Below are 21,895 nucleotides of genomic sequence, written 5' to 3'. Positions count from 1 at the left end.
TTGATTCTAGTGCCATCATTTCATCATTCACCAGCGATACTTTGTTTTGTTATTACAAATTTGTAGTAACTGTTGTTTCCTGGTTGATTATCTTTTCGCCGCTGCCCGGCTTGCCTTGTACTGGTGCGGCATGCCCCGTTCAGGTGCTGCGCTGCACCATGCCGCCCACCAGGATTTCCGCAGGGCTGTATTGCACTTCGATCAGACACGGCTGCTGCGTCACGTGGCCCTGATGCAGATGCAGCGACTGTTGCCTGTGCGCTGACAGCGCGCCCGCCGCCACGCCCGTGGCGCTGTCTTCCAGTGCCGGGTCGAGGTGGTTGAAATTGCGTCCCTCGTATGTGTTCTCGCCCGTGCGGCAATACGCATAGCAGCCGTTAACCTTGTGCAAGGCGCTCCAGTCGGCGATCAGTTCCAGGTTCGGCCGCAGCGCGCGCAGGATGGTGCTGTCGGCCACTTCCAGCAGCAGCTTCGGGCTGCCGACGGAGGCGACCACGGGCGGCGACAGCAAGTGCATGTGCTGGCCCATCAGTTCCGACGGCACATATTTTTCCACCATGACGGCCGGCGCCGGCTGCTGTGCCAGGCCAATGAATAAATTTTCTACGCGGCGCAGCAGCCGCAAGGCTTGCCCGCGCATGGCCGTGGTGACCGTCAAGGCTGCCGGGGCGCCAAGCGCCGTCAGCAGCACGTGCGCGGCGGCCAGGGTGGCGTGCAGGCACAGGGGACTGCGCGTGTGCGGGTAAAAATAGTCGAGCACGATGCCGCCGTCCGCTTGCCGGTCGAGGAAGACGCAGGCACTCACATTGCGCTCGCGGGCGAATTGCTGGCGCGCCGTTTCGCTGCCATGGTCATTTTCCACGACCAGCGCCGCATTGCCGCCACCGGGTGCGGCGCCGAAACATTTTAATAAGTGGACGATCATGGCGCGCGATGTGCAAGGTAAAACACGAGCATAAACGATAAGTCCGATTGCAGATGAGTATAATATACTGTGTTTATATACAGTATTGAGGTAGATCATGTGGGGCGCCGTCTTACCCGAGTATGCTGAGCTGTACTGCCTGAGCAATTTCAGCTTCCTGCATGGGGCCTCGCATGCGGAAGAGCTGGTGGCGCGCGCCGTCCAGCTCGGGTACAAGGGGCTGGCCATTACGGATGAGTGCTCGCTGGCGGGTGTCGTGCGGGCGCATGCGACGGCCAAGCGGGCCGGGTTTCCGCTGATTATCGGCGCGCATTTTCATTTGACGCAGGCCGACGGCAGTCCGGCCCTGTCCTTGCTGGCGCTGGTGCAAGACATCGATGGTTATGGCAACTTGTCGGAGCTGATCACGATGGCGCGCACGCGGGCGGCCAAGGGGCGCTATCTGCTGACGCCAGACGATTTCGCCGCGCCCTCGGCCGAGTTTGCCCATTTGCGGGGGTTGCCCGGCTGCCTGATGATCTTGCTGCCCAGCTATCCGGCCCAGCCCGAAACGCTGCGCGCGCAAGGCGCGTGGATGGCGGCCACCTTTGGCGGCGAGCGCAGCTGGATTGGCCTGAACCTGCTGCAGCGGGCACAGGATGACGCGCACCGCGGCGCCGTGCAGGAGGCGGCGCAGGCGCTGGGCTTGTCCGTGGTGGCCATCGGCCACGTGTGCATGCACGTGCGTTCGCGCAAGCCCTTGCTCGACACCTTGTGCGCGATCCGCGTGGGCAAGCCTGTGAGCGAGTGCGGCTATGCGCTGGCGCAAAACGCGGAGCAGCATCTGCGCGCGCGCCTGCGTCTGGCCAATGTGTATCCGCCGCAAGCGCTGGCGGAAACCGTGCGCATCGCCAAGCTGTGCGAATTTTCCCTTGGCAGTCTGTGCTATGACTATCCCGACGAGCTGGTGCCGGGCGGCCACACGCCGGCCACCTATCTGCGCGAGGAAACGTATGCGGGCGCCCGTATCCGCTTTCCGCTGGGTATTCCAGCCAACGTGCAGGAGCAGATCGAGCAGGAGCTGGAGCTGATCGCCGAGTTGTCGTATGAAGCGTACTTTTTGACCGTGTACGACATCGTGCGCTTTGCCCGCTCGCAAAACATCCTGTGCCAGGGCAGGGGATCGGCCGCCAATTCGGCCGTCTGCTATTGCCTGCACATCACGGAAGTGGATCCGGCGCGCGGCAATTCACTGGTCGGGCGCTTCATGTCGCGCGAGCGCAACGAGCCGCCCGACATCGACGTCGACTTCGAGCACCAGCGGCGCGAAGAGGTGATCCAATATATCTACGGCAAATATGGGCGCGAGCGGGCCGCGCTGGCCGCCGTGGTGATCAGTTACCGGCCGAAAAGCGCCTTGCGCGACAGCGGCCGGGCGCTGGGGATCGACCTGGCCATCGTGGAAAAAGTGGCCAAGGCGCATCGCTGGTTCGACGGCAAGCGTGATCTGCTGGACCGCCTGGCCGAATGCGGTCTGGACCCGGAAGCGGCATTGTCGCAGCAGTGGGCCGGCCTGGCGCAGCAGTTGTTGGGCTTTCCACGCCATCTGTCGCAGCATCCGGGCGGCTTCGTCATTGCGCACGGGAAGTTGTCGCGCCTGGTGCCGATTGAAAACGCCAGCATGGCCGAACGCAGCGTCATCGAGTGGGACAAGAACGACCTCGAGGAACTGGGCTTGATGAAGGTCGACGTGCTGGCGCTGGGCATGCTGTCGGCCCTGCGCCGCGCCCTGGAACTGGTCGGTGCGCGGCGTGGCGAGGAGTTCCGCCTGCAGGATATTCCCCGCGAAGACCCTGCCACCTACGACATGATGTGCGAGGCCGACACCATCGGCGTGTTCCAGATCGAGTCGCGCGCGCAGATGAGCATGCTGCCGCGCCTGCGGCCCCGTGAATTCTACGATCTCGTCATCGAGGTGGCGCTCGTGCGCCCCGGCCCCATCCAGGGCGGCATGGTGCATCCGTATCTGCAGCGCCGCCAGCAGAAAGAACCGGTCGAGTATCCGAAGGGCCTGGAAAAGGCGCTGGGACGCACTCTGGGCATTCCCATTTTCCAGGAGCAAGTGATGCAGGTGGCCATCATCGCAGCCGATTTCACGCCCGGTGAAGCGGACCAGTTGCGGCGCGCCATGGCTGCCTGGAAACGCAAGGGCGGCATGAACAATTACCATGACCGCATCGTCGATGCCATGGTGGACAATGGCTATGAGAAAAAGTTTGCCGAGGCCATCTTCAGCCAGATCGAGGGCTTTGGCGAATACGGCTTTCCCGAGTCGCACGCGGCCAGTTTCGCCCTGCTGACGTATGCCAGTTCCTGGCTGAAATGCCACGAACCTGCCGCCTTTCTGTGCGCCTTGCTCAACAGCCAGCCCATGGGCTTTTACAGTCCCTCGCAACTGGTGCAGGATGCTCGCCGGCATGGCGTGCAAGTGCTGCCCGTCGACGTGGCCGTCAGCGCCTGGGAAGCGGCATTGGAGGAAGGGCAGGACGCCCCGCCCGCCGTGCGCCTGGGCTTGAACAGCCTGTTCGGCATGCGTGCCGAGGCGGCCCGGCGCATCGAGGATGCGCGCGCCATCGCCGCTTTTGTCGACGTGGCCGACCTGGCGCGGCGTGGCGGCCTGGATCGTCATGACTTGCAGGTGCTGGCTGCCGGCAATGCGCTGCACGCGCTGGCCGGCCACCGGCGCGCGGCGCTGTGGCAGGCGGCCGGCGCCGTGCCCGACAAGGATTTGCTGCGCGCCACGACGCAAGAGGAAGATTTGCCCGTGCTGGCCGCGCCCACGGAAGGCGAGAGCATCGTCAGCGATTACCGCACGCAAGGCCTGACCCTGGGCCGCCACCCGCTGGCGCTGCTGCGCAGGCAATTGCTGGAACAGCGTTTCATGCCGGCGTCCACGCTGATGACGTACACGAGCGGACAAGTGGCGCGTGCCTGCGGCATCGTCACCGTGCGCCAGCGGCCGGGGACGGCCAAGGGCGTCATCTTCATGACACTGGAAGACGAGACGGGCACGGTCAACGTCATCGTCTGGCCCGACCTGGTGGAAAGCCAGCGGCGCGAAGTGCTGAGTGCGCCGCTGCTGGGCGTGTACGGCGTGTGGCAGCGCGAGGGCATCGTGCGCAATCTGGTGGCCAAGCGCCTGGTCGACATGTCGCATCTGCTGGGACGCTTGCGCACCAGCAGCCGTGATTTCTGTTGAGAATTGTCTTGTTTGACCAAGGCATGGCATTATTTAAGAATGACAACATTCCCCGAACCGACACTGCGTCCCGCCCTCGTCGCCGACGCGCCCGCCATCGTCGCCCTGATTGACGACTTGATGCCCTTTTTGACCCTGCATCCGGACGGTGCGGGGGCGGAAAAGTTCATTGAAAACTGCCGCCAGCCGGCCATCGAAAATTACCTGTCGCTGCCGAACTATCATTACCAGCTCGCGCATATCGACGGCGAACTGGCCGGCGTCGTGGCCATGCGCGACAACACGCATCTGTTCCACATGTTCGTGCCGCGCGCCCTGCACCGGCGCGGCATGGCGCGCCGTTTGTGGCAGGCAGCCCGCGATGCGTCCTTGGCCAGGGGCGGTGTGACGGCCTTTACCGTCAATTCCTCGATGTATGCCTTGCCCCTGTACCAAAGCCTGGGTTTTGTCGCCACGGGGCCGAAGGTGGAGACGGGCGGGATTGCCTTCGTGCCGATGCGCATGGAATTGTAAATCACCCCAACGACAAGGACTGGGGGCGTACCCTCAGGGTACGACCCCGGCATTTGCTTTTTGGGTTGGTATTGATTACCAGCGCACGATCTTCCCCGGGTTCATGATGTTCTTCGGATCCAGCGCATGTTTCAAGGCGCGCATGGTGTCGATGGCGCCTACACCATGTTCTTCCACGAGGAACGCCATCTTGTGCATGCCCACGCCGTGCTCGCCCGTGCACGTGCCATCCATGCCGATGGCGCGCGTGACCATGTCGCTGTTGACCTTTTCCGCGCGCGCGATGTCGGCCGGGTCGTCGGGGTCGACCAGCATCTGCACGTGGAAATTGCCGTCGCCCACGTGGCCGATGATGGCGTAGACGAGGCCCTGTGCTTCGCAATCGGCCTTGGTGGCGAGGATGCATTCGGCCAGGCGCGAAATCGGCACGCAGCAATCGGTGGAAATGGCGCGGCTGCCGGGGCGCATCTGCAGCAGGGCGAAATACGCGTTGTGGCGCGCGGCCCATAGGCGCGAGCGGTCTTCGGGGCGGCTGGCCCATTCGAAATCGCTGGCGCCGTGTTCGGCCGTGATGGCTTGCACCAGCTGCGCCTGCTCGGCCACGCTGGCCGGCGTGCCGTGGAATTCAAACAGCAACAAGGGTTTTTCCGGTAGCGCCATCTTGTCGTAGGCATTGATGGCTTTCACGCCATTTTCATCGAGAAACTCGACCCGCGCCACAGGAATACCCATCTGGATGGTCTGGATCACGGCGCTGACGGCTTCACCCGTGCCGGGAAACGAGCACACGGCCGCCGAGATCGCTTCCGGCAGCGGATACAGTTTCACCGTCACTTCCGTGATGATGCCCAGGGTGCCTTCGCTGCCGACGAACAAGCGCGTCAGGTCGTAGCCGGCCGACGATTTTTTCGCCCGGGTTCCCGTCTTGATGATGCGGCCATCGGCCGTCACCACGGTCAGAGCCAGCACGTTTTCGCGCATGGTGCCGTAGCGTACGGCGTTCGTGCCCGAGGCGCGCGTGGCCGCCATGCCGCCCAAGGACGCATTGGCGCCCGGGTCGATGGGGAAGAACAGGCCCGTGTCGCGGATTTCTTCATTGAGCTGCTTGCGCGTCACGCCCGCCTGCACGGTGGCCGTCAAGTCTTCACCATGCACGGCGACCATCTGATTCATTTGCGACAGATCAATCGTCACGCCGCCGTGCAGGGCCAGCACGTGGCCTTCGAGCGAGGTGCCGCTGCCGTAGGCGATGATGGGCACGTCGTGCGCGCTGCACAGCTTGACGGCGGCCGCCACTTCCTCGGTGGAATGGGCGAAGATGACGGCATCCGGCAGCATGGGGGGATAGCTCGACTCGTCGCGGCCATGGTGTGCACGCATGGCTTGCGTCATGGAAAAGCGGTCGGCAAAGATCAGGGAAAGTACGGCAGCAAGAGAGTCTGGCAGCGGTTTTTTCAGTACCGCCAACTGGTCAGTTTGATTCACGCAAGTCCTCCGTTTTTTTTATTCTACCCCGCACCTGGAGATTTCACCGAAGCCCCATTTTTGCCAGTCGTAAAAAAATCTGCATGGTGTGTCGTGCATTGGTTGTAAATGAGAATCATTTCTATTAAAATGCCCGCCAGTAGTTATTTTGCAATGCGTGCTTCAACCCGAAAGGCCATGCCCATGAGATTTCCCCTGTCCTTCGCCGCCGTCCTGCCCGCCTGCGTACTGGCCCTGAGCGCCTGTAGCAGCGTCGCACCCGTCACCGGTGCCGGCGCCACCGCCATTGTGCCTGCCGCGGCGCAAGACGTGCGCCAGCTGGGCCAGATCGTCGACCTGCGCAGCGGCCAGCGCGTGAGCGCCGAGCAATTGCTGGCCCAGCTGGCCGCCGCGCCGCGGGTGATCGTGGGCGAGCAGCATGACCAGCTCAGCCATCACCAGATCGAGCAATGGCTGCTGCAGCAACTGCAGGGCCAGCGTCCGCAAGGCAGCGTGCTGCTGGAAATGCTGAACCCGGACCAGCAGGCCAAGGTGGACAAGGTCAAGCCGTGGCTGCAGACGGATCCCGTCGTGCGCCCCGAACACGTGGCCGAGCTGCTGGCCTGGCAGCCGAACTGGAAATGGGCGCAGTATGGCGACCTGGTGATGACCGTGATGCGCGCGCCGTATCCCGTCTGGTCGGCCAACCTGGACCGAAGCGAGATCAAGCAACTGTTCATCGACAAGCCGGCCGTGCAGGGCAAGCATTCGAACCTGGCCAACGATGGCAAGGTGCATGAAAAATTGAAAGACATTATCCGCGTCATGCACGACAACCAGATCGACGAGCCGCGCCTGGCCGCCATGCTGTCGGTGCAGCAGCAGCGCGACCGCCGGATGGCCGAGCGCCTGCTGGCCGCGCCCGCGCCTGCCGTGCTGATCGCCGGCGCCTACCATGCGCACAAGGACCTGGGCGTGCCGCTGCACGTGCAGGACTTGACGGGCGGTCCCGCGCCGCTGGTGCTGGTCCTGGCCCAGCAGGGCGCGACGGTGCTGGCGCCGCAGGCCGATTTCGTCTGGTTCACGCCAGTTGTGGCGCCCGCCGTCGCCAGCGCCAAGTAAGCCGTAGCACCTCCGCCGGGCGTTCAGCCCGGCATTCTCCCCCAGCAAGCTTCTTCGCAGCAGCCAGGTAGTCCGTCCGATTTTTTTGCATGCGCGTGCGCGCCGTTGGCGCAGCCATGCCTGTTACCTGTTGAAGCTTCCATGCGTATCTCCTGTCTCAAAGCCGCCGCTGGCGGCGTCGTTCTTTCCCTGTTGCATGCCACGGCGCAAGCGTCTGCCTTGCCGCACGATATGTCGCCGCTGGGCATGTTCTTCGCTGCCGACCAGGTCGTCAAAAGCGTGCTCGTCGGCTTGCTGGTCGCCGCGCTGGCCACCTGGGTGGTCTTGCTGGTGAAGGGCGCCAGTTTGCTGCAGGCGCGGCGCGCAGCGTCGCAAGCCGTCGCCGTGCTGAAGATGGCCACCTCGCTGCCGGACGCGGCGGCAAAGAGCGGGGCGTCCGTGCTGGCGCAACAGCTGCTCGGCGATGTGCAGCAGGAACTGACTCTGTCGCACGCCAGCGCGCCGGCGCCGGCCCTGAAGGAGCGGGCTGGCTTTCGCCAGGAACAGTGGATTGCGCACAATATACGCAGCATGACGCAAGGCATCGGTCTGCTCGCCAGCATCGGCGCCGTGGCGCCGTTCGTCGGCCTGTTCGGTACCGTGTGGGGCATCATGAACAGTTTCATCGGCATCGCCGTCAGCCAGAGCACGAATTTGGCCACCGTCGCGCCCGGCATCGCGGAAGCCTTGCTGGCCACCGCCCTGGGCCTGGTGGCGGCGATTCCCGCCGTCGTCATCTACAACGTACTTAGCCGCGGCATCAACCAGTACAAGGCGCAGCTGCGCGCCGCTTCCGCGCAAGTGCTGCTGATGCTGAGCCGCGACCTCGACACGCGCAAGCAGGCCTGAATCATGGCGTCCCTGTTTCCTTCGTCGGACGACGATACGGCCGACATGCCGGAACTCTGCGAGATCAATGTCACGCCTTTCATCGACGTGATGCTGGTGCTGTTGATCATCTTCATGGTGGTCTCGCCGCTGGCCACCGTCGACCTGAAAATCGACCTGCCGGCTGCCACGACCAAGCCGGCACCGCGCCCCGACAAGCCCCTGTTCGTTTCCCTGAAAGCCGACCGCAGCCTGTACCTGGGCGAAGCGCCCGTGGCGCGCGAGCAGTTAGGCAGTTTGCTCGACGCGCAAACGGGCGGTGACCGTCAGCGCACCCTGTTTTTCCAGGCCGACAAGCAAGCGGCGTATGAAGACGTGCTGGGCGTGATGGATGCCCTGCGCCAGGCCGGCTATCTGAAAGTGGGCCTGGTGGGCCGGGAGGGCGGGTGAATCCGCGTCCGATATTGAGCTGGGGCGTCGCCACGTCGCTGGTAGTGGCCGCCGTGCTGGCGCTGCTGCTGTGGGCCGGCTGGCAGCCCGTCAGCGTCGCTCTCACGCAGCCGCCCGCCAGCGTGATGGTGGTGTTTGCCGCGCAAGCGATGTCGCCGGAGATGCAACAGGCGGCAGCGGCAGGGGTGCGCCAGTCGGCCGCGTCCAGCGATTCCCGGCCGCCAAAGAGTACGACTCGGCGAGAGGCGCTGCCCGTGCTGGCGCGCGCCGCCGCGCCGGATATCGTCGCCGCAGAAAAAGAAGCGAAGGCGGAAGCGATTCCGTCGGCGGAGCCGGGCAAGGATGCCGCGAAGGAAGTGTCCGTGCCCGCGCAAGCCAGCAGCAGCGCCACGCCGGCGCCCGCCGCCGTGCGTGGTCCGCAGGCGGCACCATTCGATAGCGATACGCCGTCGACCAATGCGGCGCCCGCCAGCTGGCAAAGCCGCGTGCTCGGCCATCTGGCGCATTTCAAGCGCTATCCGGGCGACGCGCGCCAGCGCAAGCGGGCTGGCGCCGCCTGGGTACGTTTCCAGGTGGACCGCGACGGCAAGCTGCTGGCCAGCGAACTGGTCACCTCATCGGGCACCGTGCTGCTCGACCGCGAAGCGCTGCAAGTGCTGCAGCGCGCGCAGCCGCTGCCGGCGCCGCCCGACGACGTCCTGCACCAGGGCACGGTGACGGTGACCTTGCCCGTGTCGTTCAAGCTCGACGCCGAGAGCGGCCACGGCACCAGCTGAATTTTCAATCACATAAGAAATCGAGGGTGTATGCATATCAAGACAATGACGCAGGCTGTGGGCATCTGTACGGCGTTGCTCGCGCAGCAGGGATGGGCGCAACAGGCACAAGAGAATGGCAAGGTCGTGTTTTCGCCACTGAATGTCTCGGGTGAAACGGTGCCCGTGGAACAGCAGGCGCTGGAAAAACCGGGCGCCGTCAGCGCGCGCGGCGCCGATACGCGCTTGCAGCCGGTCGACCAGATACTGCGCGGCATGCCGGGCACGTTTACCCAGATCGATCCCGCGCAAGGGGCTGTCAGCGTCAACATCCGCGGCCTGTCTGGTTTTGGCCGGGTCAACACCATGGTCGATGGCGTGACGCAGAATTACTATGGCAGCGCCCCGTCGGAAGTGGCGCATGGTAGCGTGCCCAGCAGTCAGTTCGGCGCCCTGATCGACCCGAATTTCATCATCGGCGTGGACGTGTCGCGCGGTAATGCCGTCGGCGGCGACGGCGTCAATGCGCTGGGCGGCAGCGCCAACTTCCGCACCATCGGCGTCGATGACGTGGTGTTTGCGGGCGAGAAGATGGGCGCGCGCACGAAGATGTCTGCTGGCAATAACGGCGTGGGACGCAGCGCCATGCTGGCCGTGGCCATGAAAAACCCCGCCTTCGATGGCGGGAGCGTCGGCTTCATGGCCGCCACGAGCGCGAGCGTGATCGGCAACAACTACAAGAATGGCAAGGGCACGGACAGCGAGCAATTCGGCTTCGGCTACAACCGTTTCTATCAACAAAAGCCGAAGTCGCAATTGCTCAAGCTGGACCTGAAACTGAGCGACTTCCATGCGCTGGAACTGTCGGCGCGCGATTACCGCAATACGTTCACGCGCCGCGATATCCGTAGCGATGACTACTATGTGAAATATCACTACACGCCGTTTTCGGAATTGATCGACCTCAATGTGGTGGCCAGCAGCAGCCGCGGCAGGCAGAAATACATGCCGGAAGCCTTGATCAATTTCGTCAACACGAGCACGGCCAATCGCGCCGACGCGTTCGACATCAACAACACGAGCAGTTTCAAGCTGGCGGGCGGCGACGCGCTGGTGACCGTGGGCGGCAAGCGGATGCGCAATCAATACAGCAAGCACGTGGAAAGCCTCGTCGACGATCCCGACAATCCGGATGCCAACCGGCAGTCGATTGAAAACAATATTTTTGGCCCCACCGGCAAGCAAAAGATCGACAGCCTGTATGCGGGCCTGCAATACAACCGCGGTATCTATCAGATCAATGCCGGGCTCAATTACACGCGTTTCGAATTGACGGGCTACAAGCCGGCTTGTGACGAGCGCGTGAAATGTTTCCCGCAAGGGGAGGCGAATATCGCGCTGAACGAACACGGGATCAATCCCTCGCTGCTCGTTTCCGCACAGATGACGCCGTGGTTCCAGCCATTTGCCAGCGCCGACCGCACCATGCGCGGGCCGAATCCGCAGGAAGTGTTTTTCTCGAACGACGGCGGGGCCTCGATGAACCCCTTCCTGAAGGGAGAAAAGGCGACGACCTATCAGCTGGGTTTCAATTCCAGCCTGCACGGTTTGCTGAGCGCCAACGATGCGCTGAACTTCAAGGCCTTGTATTTCAAGAGCAAGATCGACGGCTATATCACCAGCCAATCCTTCCTCGTCTGTGACAACGGGCGCAAGTGCAATATGTCGGAAGTGATCGCCACGGACTGGGAGACGGTCGACGAATACGTGACCAATATGTATATCTACATCAACTCGGCCACGCCCGTGCATACGCGCGGCTGGGAACTGGAAGCGCAGTACCAGCTGGGCCCGGCTTTTGCGCGGCTGTCGTACACGCGTGAAAAGACCAGCCAGCCCACCTCGATCGCCAGCGCGTGGTTTGGCGCGTCCGACATCAGTGAGCTGCCCAGCACCTACTACAACCTCGACGTGGGCACGCGCTTGCTGGACAATAAAATGGAAATCGGCGCCATCATCAAGCACACGGGATCGAACCGCCGCCTGTCGCCGGACAACGAAGCCGATGAGGTGACGGGGGAAGTGGCGAAGGTGGACAATCCGAAGATCCCGGCCGTGATCGATTTGTATGCGAGCTGGCAAGTGACGAACAACCTGTTCCTGCGCCTGTCCGTGCAGAACGCGATGGACAAGAATTACTCGGAAGCGCTGAACCGGCTGAACTCGATGCCGTCGCAGTCGAACGACAATACGCCGATGAGTACGGCGCGGGGCAGGACATATGTGGCGGGGCTGGAGTACCGGTTTTAGTTAAGCCCAAGTGCAAATACTGGGGTCGTTTCCTTCGGATTCCCCCTGCAGGGTACGACCCCAGCTCTTCGTTTTGGGTTAATTAATACTCTCTTAATACTCGCGTGGCGTCGTTCCATAATAGCTATGGATCGACGTCGCCCAGGCTTGGTCCGCCATGTTCGGCCAGTTATCCGTGTCGAAGCCGGGCGCGTTCTCGATGCGTTCCTTGTCGACGTTGAGGATAAAGCGCTTGTTGACGGTGTCGAGCAGCAGCGCTTCCCACGGCACGGCGAACAGCTTTTCGCCGATGGTGAAAACGCCGCCGTGGGACATGACGGCGTAGGCGATTTTGCCGCTGCGCATGTCGATCATGATTTCCTTGATTTCGCCCAGATGCTCATCCTTGGCGTTGTGCACATGGTCGCCGATCAGGGTGTCGGCACCCATCAGTTCCGGGCCGGGACCCTTGTGGCCGCGGTTGACATACATGCCGTAGGCGTCGCGTTCTTCGTAGCTCATGATGGACCTCCTGTTGAAAATGCCAGTCTGCCGCCAGGGTGCGGCAGGGTCTGTTCGCTCTCCCACACAAAATATTGAATGGGAAATATTTCAATTCTTCTCATCGCGCATTTGTTGTGCGTAGACAGCAGGAGGGGGAGGGATAGTCGGTATTTGGCGCAAATTTCCGCGCGCGGGGGGCGACGCAGGCGGGCTTTAGTGTATAATTTCAATTTCCCGCACGTGCCGTTCGGCACCATCTGCAATGACCAAATTTGTCTTCGTCACTGGTGGCGTTGTGTCTTCCCTTGGAAAAGGGATTGCCGCCGCCTCCCTCGCTGCGATCCTCGAATCGCGCGGCCTTAAAGTCACCATGCTCAAGCTCGACCCGTATATCAACGTCGATCCTGGCACGATGAGCCCTATGCAACACGGTGAAGTCTTCGTCACCGACGACGGGGCCGAAACCGACCTCGACCTCGGTCACTACGAGCGCTTCATTTCCACCCGCATGAAAAAGGTGAATAACTTCACCACCGGCCAGATCTATGAATCGGTGATCCGCAAGGAACGCCGGGGCGAATATCTGGGCAAGACCGTGCAGGTGATTCCGCATATCACCAATGAAATCCAGGATTACATCCGCCGTGGCGCCGAAGGCTACGACGTGGCCCTGTGCGAAATCGGCGGCACCGTCGGCGATATCGAATCCTTGCCATTCCTGGAAGCGGCGCGTCAGCTGAGCCTGCGCGCCGGCCGCAAGAACACGGCCTTCGTCCACCTGACCCTGGTGCCTTACATCGCCTCGGCCGGTGAGCTGAAAACCAAGCCGACCCAGCACTCGGTGCAAAAGCTGCGCGAAATCGGCATCTTGCCAAACGCGTTGCTGTGCCGCGCCGACCGCGCCATCCCGGAAGACGAACGCGCGAAAATCTCGCTGTTCTCGAACATCGAGGAAGACGCCGTCATTTCCGTGTGGGACGTCGACACCATCTACAAAGTGCCGCAAATGCTGCACGACCAGGGCCTCGACAAGATCATCTGCGATGCGCTGGACCTCGATCCCGCACCGGCCGACCTGTCGATCTGGAGCAAGCTGATCTACACGATGGAACACCCGAAGGCGGAAGTGACCGTCGGCATGGTCGGTAAGTATGTCGAGCTGACCGAGTCGTACAAGTCGCTGATCGAAGCGCTGCGCCACGCCGGCATCCACACGGAAAGCCGCGTCAACATCGAGTACATCGATTCGGAAGAAATCGAAACGACCGGTTGCGACAACCTGGGCAAGTACGACGCCATCCTGGTACCGGGCGGCTTCGGCAAGCGCGGCGTGGAAGGCAAGATCAAGGCGGCCCAGTTCGCCCGTGAAAACAAGATCCCTTACCTGGGCATCTGCCTGGGCATGCAAGTGGCCTTGATCGAATACGCGCGCAACAAGGCAGGCATGCCGAACGCGAATTCGACCGAGTTCGACCTTGATACGGATCAACCTGTCGTTGCACTGATCAATGAGTGGCAAAACCACGATGGTAAAGTCGAGTTGCGCGATGAAAACTCGGACCTGGGCGGTACCATGCGCCTGGGCGCGCAGACCTGCGCCGTCAATCCGGGCACCCTCGCCGCCGAGATCTACGGCAGCGTGGTGACCGAGCGTCACCGTCATCGCTACGAAGCCAATAATCACTACCTGGCCCGTGTCGAAGCGGCTGGCCTGATCGTTTCGGCCCGCACGCCGAGCGAAGATTTGTGCGAAATCATGGAATTGCCGCGCACGGGTGATAATGCCCACCCATGGTATATGGGCGTGCAATACCATCCCGAGTTCAAGTCGACGCCACGTACCGGCCATCCGTTGTTTACCTCGTTCATCAAGGCAGCGCTGGCGCACAAGGAAGCCAACGCCGTCGCTGAATAACGCCGGTCGATAGCGACAGTATTACCCGTAAGACAGCTCCCGGCCAGATGGTTACCGCCGGGAGTTTCTTTGCCCCCTTTGTGCAATTGCGCATCAGAACGCAGTGTGCAGCCCCTGTTACGCTTAACTTTGGAGAATGACATGAGTGCTATTGTTGATATTATCGGTCGCGAAATCCTGGACTCGCGCGGTAACCCGACCGTCGAATGCGATGTGTTGCTGGAATCGGGCGTGATGGGCCGTGCGGCCGTGCCGTCGGGTGCCTCGACCGGTTCGCGCGAAGCCGTGGAATTGCGCGATGGCGACGCCAAGCGCTACTTCGGCAAGGGCGTGCTGCAAGCATGCGAAAACATCAATACCGAAATCTCCGAAGCCATCATGGGCCTGGACGCCAATGAGCAGGCTTTCCTGGACCGTACCCTGATCGACCTGGACGGCACGGAAAACAAATCGCGCCTGGGCGCCAACGCCATCCTGGCCGTTTCCATGGCCGTTGCCAAGGCTGCCGCCGAAGAAGCAGGCTTGCCGCTGTACCGCTATTTCGGCGGTTCGGGCGCCATGCAGATGCCAGTGCCGATGATGAACGTCATCAACGGCGGCGCGCACGCCGACAACAACCTGGACATCCAGGAATTCATGATCATTCCAGTGGGCGCCCCGTCGTTCAAGGAAGCCGTCCGCTACGGCGCGGAAGTGTTCCACACGCTGAAAAAGATCCTGCACAAGAAGGGCCTGAACACCAACGTGGGCGACGAAGGCGGTTTCGCGCCATCGCTGGCCAACCATGAAGAAGCCATCAAGCTGATCATCCAGGCCATCGAAGAAGCGGGCTACGAGCCAGGCACGCAGATCGCCATCGGCCTCGATTGCGCCGCGTCCGAGTTCTACAAGAACGGCAAGTACGAAATGGAAGGCGAAGGCCTGAGCCTGACCGCTACCGAGTTCACCAACCTGCTGGCGACCTGGTGCGACAAGTACCCGATCATCTCGATCGAAGACGCGATGCACGAAGGCGACTGGGACGGCTGGGCGATCCTGACGGCCGAACTGGGCAAGAAAGTGCAACTGGTCGGCGACGACCTGTACGTCACCAACACCAAGATCCTGAAAGAAGGCATCTCGAAAGGCATCGCCAACTCGATCCTGATCAAGATCAACCAGATCGGCACCCTGACGGAAACCTTCGCCGCCATCGAAATGGCCAAGCGCGCCGGCTACACGGCCGTCATTTCGCACCGCTCGGGCGAAACGGAAGATTCGACCATCGCCGATATCGCCGTTGCCACGAACGCCCTGCAGATCAAGACCGGCTCGATGTCGCGTTCGGACCGCATGGCCAAGTACAACCAGCTGCTGCGTATCGAGGAAGACCTGGGCGACATCGCCAGCTACCCTGGCCGCGATGCGTTCTATAATCTGAAGTAAGCTGATGTAAAACCCACTGGCCGGCCGGAGATATCCGGCCGGTTTGTTAACCGACTACCCCATGCGCCTGATTACGCTCGCCCTGGCAGCCCTGCTGCTGCTGATCCAATTTCCCCTCTGGCTGGGTAAAGGCGGCTGGCTGCGCGTTGCCGACATGGAAGCCCAGGTGGCGGTGGCCAATAAAAAGAATATGGAATTGAAGGCGCGAAACGCCAAGCTCGAATCCGAAGTGCGCGACCTGAAAGATGGTACGGGCGCCGTCGAGGAGCGTGCCCGCTATGAGCTGGGCATGGTCAAACAGAATGAGATTTTCGTGCAGATCGTGCGCAAGGGACAAACCCCGCCACTGATGGAAACGCCGGTGGACGCTGCCGCGCCGCACTGAGTACTTGCTACTTCCCACTTGTCAGCCTGGACCGATTGCCAGGCTGACATATCACATTATTATTGCAACTGCCTTGCTACTTGCTGATCAGAAACGGGCCTTGCCGGTCGAGATCAGGTAGAAATGGATGCCGGTAACGACGACGGCTACGGCGATCAATGCGGTTTCGAGAAACATCATAAAATTTCCTTTTAAATTAGTCGTGATTTTTTAGCCGCGCGAAGCGAGGAAGCGCAGTTCAGAAGCCAAGTTCGGCATCAGGTTTTCGTAACGGGCAGCTTCCGAGTTCAGCAGGGCGATGTCGCGCTTGCTTGGACGCACATAGCGCTGCTCTTCATCGGTGACGCTGCTGGCGATGACTTCCTTCTGTGCCAGTGCGCTGTACGGCTTGGAAGCGAGCAGGGCGCCCAGGAAGGCGCGCGTGGCGCGGCCCAGGTTGCTGAAGTAATTGTCGTTGTCGTTGCTGTAGGTGTTGGTAAAAGTGGACATATGCCCTCCATGAATGGTCTGTTGTTGCATTGCACAATAATGGAGTTCGCGATATATGTCTAATTCCAAATTCCAATTTCAGAAATTCAAGAAACGAATAATAAGGGCGTAGCCGCCGGCCACGCCTTGAAAAAGAATTTGTTACGAAATGTTTATCCGGCGGCGATGCGTCCCAGTCCCGGATCGTCGCTGAAAAAGCCGTCCAGTCCCGTTTCGATATAGCGCCGCATTTCGGCCACGGAACCGGCTTCGTTGCGCGCGTTTTCACCGTTGCCGTCGCGGAAGTCGGCCGCCAGGAAGCGGTTTTCCGGACGGAAGGTCCACGTGTGCAGCAGCAAGCCCGCCTGGTGCGCATCGTCAACGATGGACGAGGGCTGGGCCAGGCGCTGGTCGGCGCCCAATGCGATGATTGCTCGCGTTGGCGGCGCCACCACGTCCGCGTAGGCGGCGATGTCGCGCAGGCCGGCCGGCGTCGTCATCTGCCCGAACGTCAGCTTGCCGCCCGCCTTGGCCACGTCCATCGGACGTACGTCGCCGCCCACCACCAGCTGCATCAGGCGCACGTTGGCGCGGCGTCCCAGCTTCTCGCGCAAGTATTTCAAATTTGTCACTTCGAAGGACTGGATTTCAATCGGCGCGCGGCGCGTGTATTCGTGCGCCAGCATGGTCGACAGGAAACGGTCTTCCAGTGCCAGGCCCGCATCGCGAAAGTAGGTCGAGCTTTTCAGCTCGGGCACGAGGCCGATGATGCGGCCGCTGGCGGCTGATTGCGCTGCAACAAAATCGATGATTTCTTCCCATGTGGGGATCTGGAATTGTCCATCGTACAGGGTGTTGCCGGTGCGTACTTTCGGCAAGCGTTCGATGGCGCGCAGGGTTTTCAGTTCGGCCAGGGTGAAGTCGTCGACGAACCAGCCTTCGTGCCATTCGCCGTCGACCATCTTCTTGCCGCGCCGGCTGGCGAACTCGGGACGGCGCGCCACGTCGGTGGTGTCGATCAGATTGCTTTCATGGCGCGCCACGAGGATGCCGTCGCGCGTGGCCACCAGGTCCGGCTCGACGTAGTCGGCACCGTCGAGGATGGCCTTGGCGTACGACGCCAGGGTGTGCTCGGGACGCAGGGCGCTGGCGCCCCGGTGGGCGAACACGAGCGGGCGGCTTGGGGGCGTGGCCAGCAGGCCGGCCGCAAAGCCCGGCGCGGCGGCCAGCGCCAGGCCGCCGGCGGCCGCGCGGACGAAGCTGCGGCGCGAAAAGTGGCGCTGCGGGAGGATGGGCGCGCGCATCAGAAGTCCGCCGTCAAGGTAAGGAATCCCTGGCGCGGGGCGATGGGGAAGGTGTTATACGTTTTGTCTGCCGCACCCACGACCACGTTCAGCGCGCCTTCGCGGTTGGCCAGGTTGCTGACGTTCAGGCGCCAGCGCGGATTTTTCAGCCAGCTGGCCATGGCCGGCAGCTTGCCCGACACGCCCAGACCCATCAGGAAATAGCTGGGCACGGACAGATCGTTGGTGTACGTCGCGTAGCGTTTGCCCACGTAATCTCCCGTCAGTTGTACTTCGATATCGCCAAACGTCGCGGAAGCCACGAACTTGTTCAGCCATTCCGGCGAGCCCGGCACGTTCTTGCCGGCCGTCAGTACCAGCGCGGCGCCATTGTTGTAATTGTCCGCGTACTGCGAACGGTTGTATGACAAGGCATTGTAGAACGAAAAATTGTTGCCGAAGTGAACAGTGCCGGCGATGTCGATGCCGTCCGTGCGCACGCTGCCCACGTTGGCCAGCACGGGGTTGCCGCCGATGATGGAGGAAATCACGGGCGTCGGGCTGATCTGCAGCAAGCGGTTGCTGAAGTCGACGTGGTAGACGTTGACCTGGCCATCGATGGCCGTGATGGCGCCCATGTTCAATGGATGGCTGCCGCGCACGCCCACTTCATAGGTGAGGGCCGTTTCCGGCTTGGCGTCGCGCTTGAACAAATCAAAAGCGGCCTGGCTCGACAAGCTCCATGGCGAGGCGCCACCGCCGCCATAGGTGACGAACTGGCGCATGTTTTTCTGGATATTGAAGTACAGCTGGTCTTGCGGCGTGACATCCCAGCGCGCGCCCACTTGCGGCAAGAACCATTTTTTCGTGTTGATGGTGCCGACCGGCAAGGCCGTCGAACCGCCGGCGATGGCGCCCCTGGCCGGCTGCACGGGGAATTGGCCATCGGCAAACTGCAGGCTGGACTTGAAGCCGGCCTGCAGCGCGATATCGGGGCGGATGCGCCATTCATCCTGCAAGTGCAGCTGCACCACCTTGTTGTCGATCTCGCTGCCGTATTGCGTGATCAAAGGATTGCTGGGGCGGTCGTAAGGCGACGTTGGGTTGTTGACGTCCAGCGCGTACCAGCGGCGGTAGGCGGACGAGCGGTTCTGTTCCAGCCACAGGCCCGCTTCGATCTGGTGCTCGCCGATTTCCTTGCGCAAGGTGGAAATGAAGCCGCCCCGCTTGATGTCGTATTCCGTCGTGCGCACGGCATAGCCCGAGTTGCCGAAGACTTCCTTCAAATTCTGTTTCGGATAGTACACGCTGAACAGGCCCGGCAAGCCGGCCACGCCGATGGGGCCGGCCACCACGCCCGCGCCGTCATCCTTGTGGTAATACACCTGGTTCGACCACGTCATGCCTTCGGACAAGTTGGCGTCGAACTTGGCGTAGGCCAGGTAATCGGTGCGCTGCGCGTCGCTGTAGTAATTGCGGTAATTGTTGCCGTCGGCGGCAGGCGTGGCGCCCGTCGGCGACAGATAATTGAGGGCCGCCTTGAAATCCGGGTACAGGAAGGGGCGCGTGTACGGCGCGCTCGTTTCGCCGGCCACGTGCACGGTGCTGTCTTCGTTCGGCTCGATCTTGTCCGAGTAATTGAAGAACAGGGTCAGCTTGCCCGCGTCGCTGCGGTTGACGTATTTGGCGTTGAACTGGTCGCCGCCCTGGCGCGCATCGAAGTCCCAGGCGCGCGCTTCATGGTGCAGGATGGAAAAATAAGCGCTGCCGCCGTCGCCGAAGGCGCCCGTGTCGTAGCGGGCAAACGTGCGCGAAGTGCGGTGGCTGCCCACCGTTTGCTGCACGCTGGCGCCCTGTGTGGCCAGCGGGTCGCTGGAATAGGTTTCGATGGTGCCGCCCAGGTTGCTGGTCGAGGCCGTGGCCAAATCGCCCGCGCCCGACGACAGCACGACGCTGCGCACGTTTTCGCTGATGACGGCGCGCTGCGGCGACAGGCCGTTGTAGTTGCCGTACTGCTGGTCGCCCAGCGGCACGCCATCCATGGTGTAGCCCAGTTGCTGGCCGGAAAAGCCATGCACGAACAGCGACAGGTTCTGCTCGTTGTTGCCCCATGGATCAGCCGTCTGGAAGCTGACGCCAGGCAAGGTTTGCAAGGCTTTCAGGGGATTCGTGCCGGGCAGGATTTTCTGGATTTCATTCTTGCTCAGGGCGACCGAGGAGCGCGTCTTGCGCGAGGAAATCTCCACGGTGGTTATCGGTGAGCCGTCGTCGGCGGCAGCGGCAGGCGCGGCCATCTCGGTGGCTGCGGACGCCACGGCGGCGGCTACGACCGTTTGCGCCAGGGCAGGCAAACTCAAGCCTGCGGCGCAAGCGCCCAGCAATACGTGGAAGGAATGGCGGCGCAAGGCCAGCGTCAAGTGGGTGGTCATCATCAGCCTGTGGAAAGTAGTGTGGGTAATGCAAGCTGCGCAGCGTAACGGCGGCGCGTGACGGGCTGATGACGAACTGATGACGGGAAGATGACAGCAGAAACAATTGCGCCGCCTCAGGGGCGGCGCGGAACGATGATGGCGAAACTGTAATGCTGGGTCGGGCTTAGTTGATGCTGGCGGCTGGCGGAATCAGGACTTCGGCCGGCGCATCCGTAATGAACAGCTGCGCGCAATCGACCTTGTCGAAATCATAATGCTGGCCGCAGAAGTCGCAGTTCACGCCCACGTGGCCGATTTCAGCCAGAGTATCGTTGACTTCCTGCTCGCCCAGCATCTTGAGCATATTGCCCACTTTTTCGCGCGTGCAAGTGCAGTGGAAGCTCGGGTGCAGCGGGTCGAAGACGCGGATCGTTTCTTCCCAGAACAAACGCTGCATCAGGGTATCGATGTCGGTAGCGAGGATTTCTTCCTCTTTCAGGGTCGACGCCAGCATCACGGCGCGGTTCCACGTGTCCAGCGCATCTTCTTCCGATACGGGTGTCGCTTCGGCCTTGCCGCCATGGTGGGGCAGCTTTTGCAGCAGCAGGCCGCGCGAGACGGTGTCGTCCGTGGCCAGCCACAGACGCGTGTCGAGCTGTTCCGAGCGCAACATGTAGTTTTCGATGACGGTGGCCATGTCGTCGCCGTCGAGCGGCACGATGCCCTGGTACGGCTGCTGGCCTGGCACCTTGTCGGCCGGGTCCAGGGTGATGATGAAGCGGCCCTTGCCCGTGGCGTTGAGCAATTGCGGCACGGTGGCGCCGTCGGCAATGGCGGCGTCCGGGTCCAGCTTGGCCGTGGCGCGCAAACGCAGGTCGGAATCGCACTCGACGACCATCAGGCGCACGGGACCGTCACCATGGATTTGCATGATGATGGAGCCGTTGAATTTCAGGTTGGCCGACAGCAGGGCGGCGGCAGCCACCATTTCGCCCAGCACTTTTTTCACGGCCGTCGGGTAGGCGTGGCGCGACACCACTTCCTGCCAGGTGTGGGAGACGTCGATGAACTGGCCGCGCACGGCGGCGTTGTCGAAAATAAATTTTTGCAGGGTATCCTGGCCGGTGGCGGCAGCGCTGACGGCGCCCGTGGTTTCAGTCGTCATACTTTTATCCAATCTTCTTGAGTTGCGTATTAAATAGCTGGCCGCGTTGCACATAGTTCACGGCGTTGCCTTGTAGCCTGGTGATATCGTCTGCGGTCAGGGCCCGCACGGCTTTTGCCGGTGAGCCGAGGATCAGCATATTGTCGGGAAATTCCTTGCCTTCCGTGACCAGGGCGCCCGCGCCGACCAGACAATTCTTGCCGATCTTCGCGCCATTCAGGATCACGGCCTGGATGCCGACCAGGGCGCCATCGCCGATCGTGCAGCCATGCAACATCGCCTGATGGCCGATGGTGACGTTCGATCCGATGTCGAGCGGGTAGCCCGGGTCCGTGTGCAGCACGGCGCCTTCCTGCACATTGCTGTTGGCGCCCACGGTAATGCGTTCGTTGTCGCCGCGAATCGTGGCGCCGAACCATACGGACGTATTCGCTTCCAGGGTCACCTTGCCGATCACGTTGGCCGTGTCGGCAACAAAAGCGGAAGCATCAATCTGCGGCGCATCGGCGCCCAATTGGTAGAGTGTCATCGTTAGCCTGTGGCGGTGGTGGAAGCGCCGGGCGCGGCCGGACGCGGAAGTTTTGCGCTATTTTACGCTGTTGCAGGGCAAGTCCGGGCGCCGGCCGTCAATCCGGTATAATTATCGAACGGTCGTACTTTTATGTCCGCACTATCTACAGACACAGCATGTGGCGCCATTCGCGTCACTTTCAAGG

Annotated in this window: 18 protein-coding genes; 10 read left to right on the top strand and 8 right to left on the bottom strand. The window is 62.0% G+C overall.

All coding sequences use genetic code 11. The features are described from left to right. Positions 1–139: 139 nt before the first annotated feature. Complete coding sequence (locus BLU39_RS05675) at positions 140–925, bottom strand: PhzF family phenazine biosynthesis protein (RefSeq protein WP_092710811.1); 786 nt, start codon at positions 923–925, stop codon at positions 140–142. Between the two features lie 97 nt (positions 926–1,022). Between BLU39_RS05675 and BLU39_RS05670 the strand changes: the two genes are divergently transcribed. Next, entirely contained in the window at positions 1,023–4,163 is a 3,141-nt protein-coding gene (locus tag BLU39_RS05670; RefSeq protein ID WP_092710808.1) for an error-prone DNA polymerase, read from the top strand. A 39-nt stretch (positions 4,164–4,202) separates the two neighbouring features. After that, positions 4,203–4,676: a GNAT family N-acetyltransferase gene (locus tag BLU39_RS05665; RefSeq protein ID WP_254788895.1), complete on the top strand. Its 474-nt coding sequence runs from the start codon at positions 4,203–4,205 to the stop codon at positions 4,674–4,676. Between the two features lie 75 nt (positions 4,677–4,751). On the opposite strand, the gene BLU39_RS05660 is transcribed toward BLU39_RS05665, so the two are convergent. Continuing rightward, complete coding sequence (locus tag BLU39_RS05660) at positions 4,752–6,068, bottom strand: FAD-binding oxidoreductase (protein ID WP_254788909.1); 1,317 nt, start codon at positions 6,066–6,068, stop codon at positions 4,752–4,754. Positions 6,069–6,344: 276 nt separating this feature from the next. Here BLU39_RS05660 and BLU39_RS05655 point away from each other — a divergent pair, with 276 nt between their 5' ends. The 5 genes from BLU39_RS05655 (at position 6,345) to BLU39_RS05635 (ending at position 11,644) form a co-directional block, all read left to right on the top strand. Beyond that, positions 6,345–7,262: a ChaN family lipoprotein gene (locus BLU39_RS05655; protein ID WP_092710802.1), complete on the top strand. Its 918-nt coding sequence runs from the start codon at positions 6,345–6,347 to the stop codon at positions 7,260–7,262. 141 nt (positions 7,263–7,403) lie between these two features. After that, positions 7,404–8,150 carry a tonB-system energizer ExbB gene (exbB, locus tag BLU39_RS05650; RefSeq protein WP_092710799.1) on the top strand — a complete coding sequence of 249 codons (747 nt, stop codon included), beginning with the start codon at positions 7,404–7,406 and terminating at the stop codon, positions 8,148–8,150. Between the two features lie 3 nt (positions 8,151–8,153). Beyond that, the gene (exbD, locus tag BLU39_RS05645) at positions 8,154–8,579 is read left to right on the top strand and encodes a TonB system transport protein ExbD (protein ID WP_092710796.1); all 426 of its coding nucleotides are present in this window, start codon (positions 8,154–8,156) and stop codon (positions 8,577–8,579) included. Further along, positions 8,576–9,355 (top strand): energy transducer TonB family protein, encoded by a 780-nt coding sequence (locus BLU39_RS28515; protein WP_092710793.1) that lies wholly within the window; start codon positions 8,576–8,578, stop codon positions 9,353–9,355. The genes exbD and BLU39_RS28515 overlap by 4 nt, the downstream gene beginning before the upstream one ends. 30 nt (positions 9,356–9,385) lie before the next feature. Next, a complete protein-coding gene (locus BLU39_RS05635) occupies positions 9,386–11,644 on the top strand; it encodes a TonB-dependent receptor domain-containing protein (RefSeq protein WP_092710790.1) in 2,259 nt (752 codons plus the stop codon). Between the two features lie 93 nt (positions 11,645–11,737). On the opposite strand, the gene BLU39_RS05630 is transcribed toward BLU39_RS05635, so the two are convergent. Next, positions 11,738–12,145 (bottom strand): PRC-barrel domain-containing protein, encoded by a 408-nt coding sequence (locus BLU39_RS05630; RefSeq protein ID WP_092710787.1) that lies wholly within the window; start codon positions 12,143–12,145, stop codon positions 11,738–11,740. Between the two features lie 244 nt (positions 12,146–12,389). Here BLU39_RS05630 and BLU39_RS05625 point away from each other — a divergent pair, with 244 nt between their 5' ends. The 3 genes from BLU39_RS05625 (at position 12,390) to ftsB (ending at position 15,852) form a co-directional block, all read left to right on the top strand. Beyond that, positions 12,390–14,042: a CTP synthase gene (locus tag BLU39_RS05625; RefSeq protein ID WP_092710784.1), complete on the top strand. Its 1,653-nt coding sequence runs from the start codon at positions 12,390–12,392 to the stop codon at positions 14,040–14,042. 141 nt (positions 14,043–14,183) lie between these two features. After that, entirely contained in the window at positions 14,184–15,467 is a 1,284-nt protein-coding gene (gene eno / locus BLU39_RS05620) for a phosphopyruvate hydratase (protein ID WP_034750709.1), read from the top strand. A 61-nt stretch (positions 15,468–15,528) separates the two neighbouring features. Further along, positions 15,529–15,852, top strand: coding sequence for a cell division protein FtsB (gene ftsB / locus BLU39_RS05615; RefSeq protein ID WP_092710781.1), 324 nt, complete (start codon positions 15,529–15,531; stop codon positions 15,850–15,852). 210 nt (positions 15,853–16,062) lie between these two features. Here ftsB and BLU39_RS05610 read toward each other — a convergent pair whose 3' ends face one another. The 5 genes from BLU39_RS05610 to BLU39_RS05590 all read right to left on the bottom strand — a co-directional run bounded on the left by BLU39_RS05610 (position 16,063) and on the right by BLU39_RS05590 (position 21,708). Beyond that, on the bottom strand, positions 16,063–16,341 hold the full coding sequence (locus BLU39_RS05610; protein WP_092710778.1) for a hypothetical protein: 279 nt from the start codon (positions 16,339–16,341) through the stop codon (positions 16,063–16,065). Between the two features lie 152 nt (positions 16,342–16,493). Beyond that, on the bottom strand, positions 16,494–17,624 hold the full coding sequence (locus BLU39_RS05605; protein ID WP_092710775.1) for a glycerophosphodiester phosphodiesterase: 1,131 nt from the start codon (positions 17,622–17,624) through the stop codon (positions 16,494–16,496). Continuing rightward, a complete protein-coding gene (locus tag BLU39_RS05600) occupies positions 17,624–20,035 on the bottom strand; it encodes a TonB-dependent receptor (protein WP_254788894.1) in 2,412 nt (803 codons plus the stop codon). The genes BLU39_RS05605 and BLU39_RS05600 overlap by 1 nt, the downstream gene beginning before the upstream one ends. A gap of 163 nt (positions 20,036–20,198) precedes the next feature. Further along, positions 20,199–21,179, bottom strand: a complete 981-nt coding sequence (gene hslO, locus BLU39_RS05595) for an Hsp33 family molecular chaperone HslO (RefSeq protein WP_092710772.1) — start codon at positions 21,177–21,179, stop codon at positions 20,199–20,201. 4 nt (positions 21,180–21,183) lie between these two features. Then, positions 21,184–21,708, bottom strand: coding sequence for a gamma carbonic anhydrase family protein (locus BLU39_RS05590; RefSeq protein WP_092710769.1), 525 nt, complete (start codon positions 21,706–21,708; stop codon positions 21,184–21,186). Positions 21,709–21,895 lie beyond the last annotated feature (187 nt).

Source organism: Janthinobacterium sp. OK676 (assembly GCF_900103595.1).
Classification (GTDB): domain Bacteria; phylum Pseudomonadota; class Gammaproteobacteria; order Burkholderiales; family Burkholderiaceae_D; genus Janthinobacterium.
Note: the sequence above shows the minus strand (reverse complement) of the source record. Positions and strands in the feature narration are given on the sequence as shown.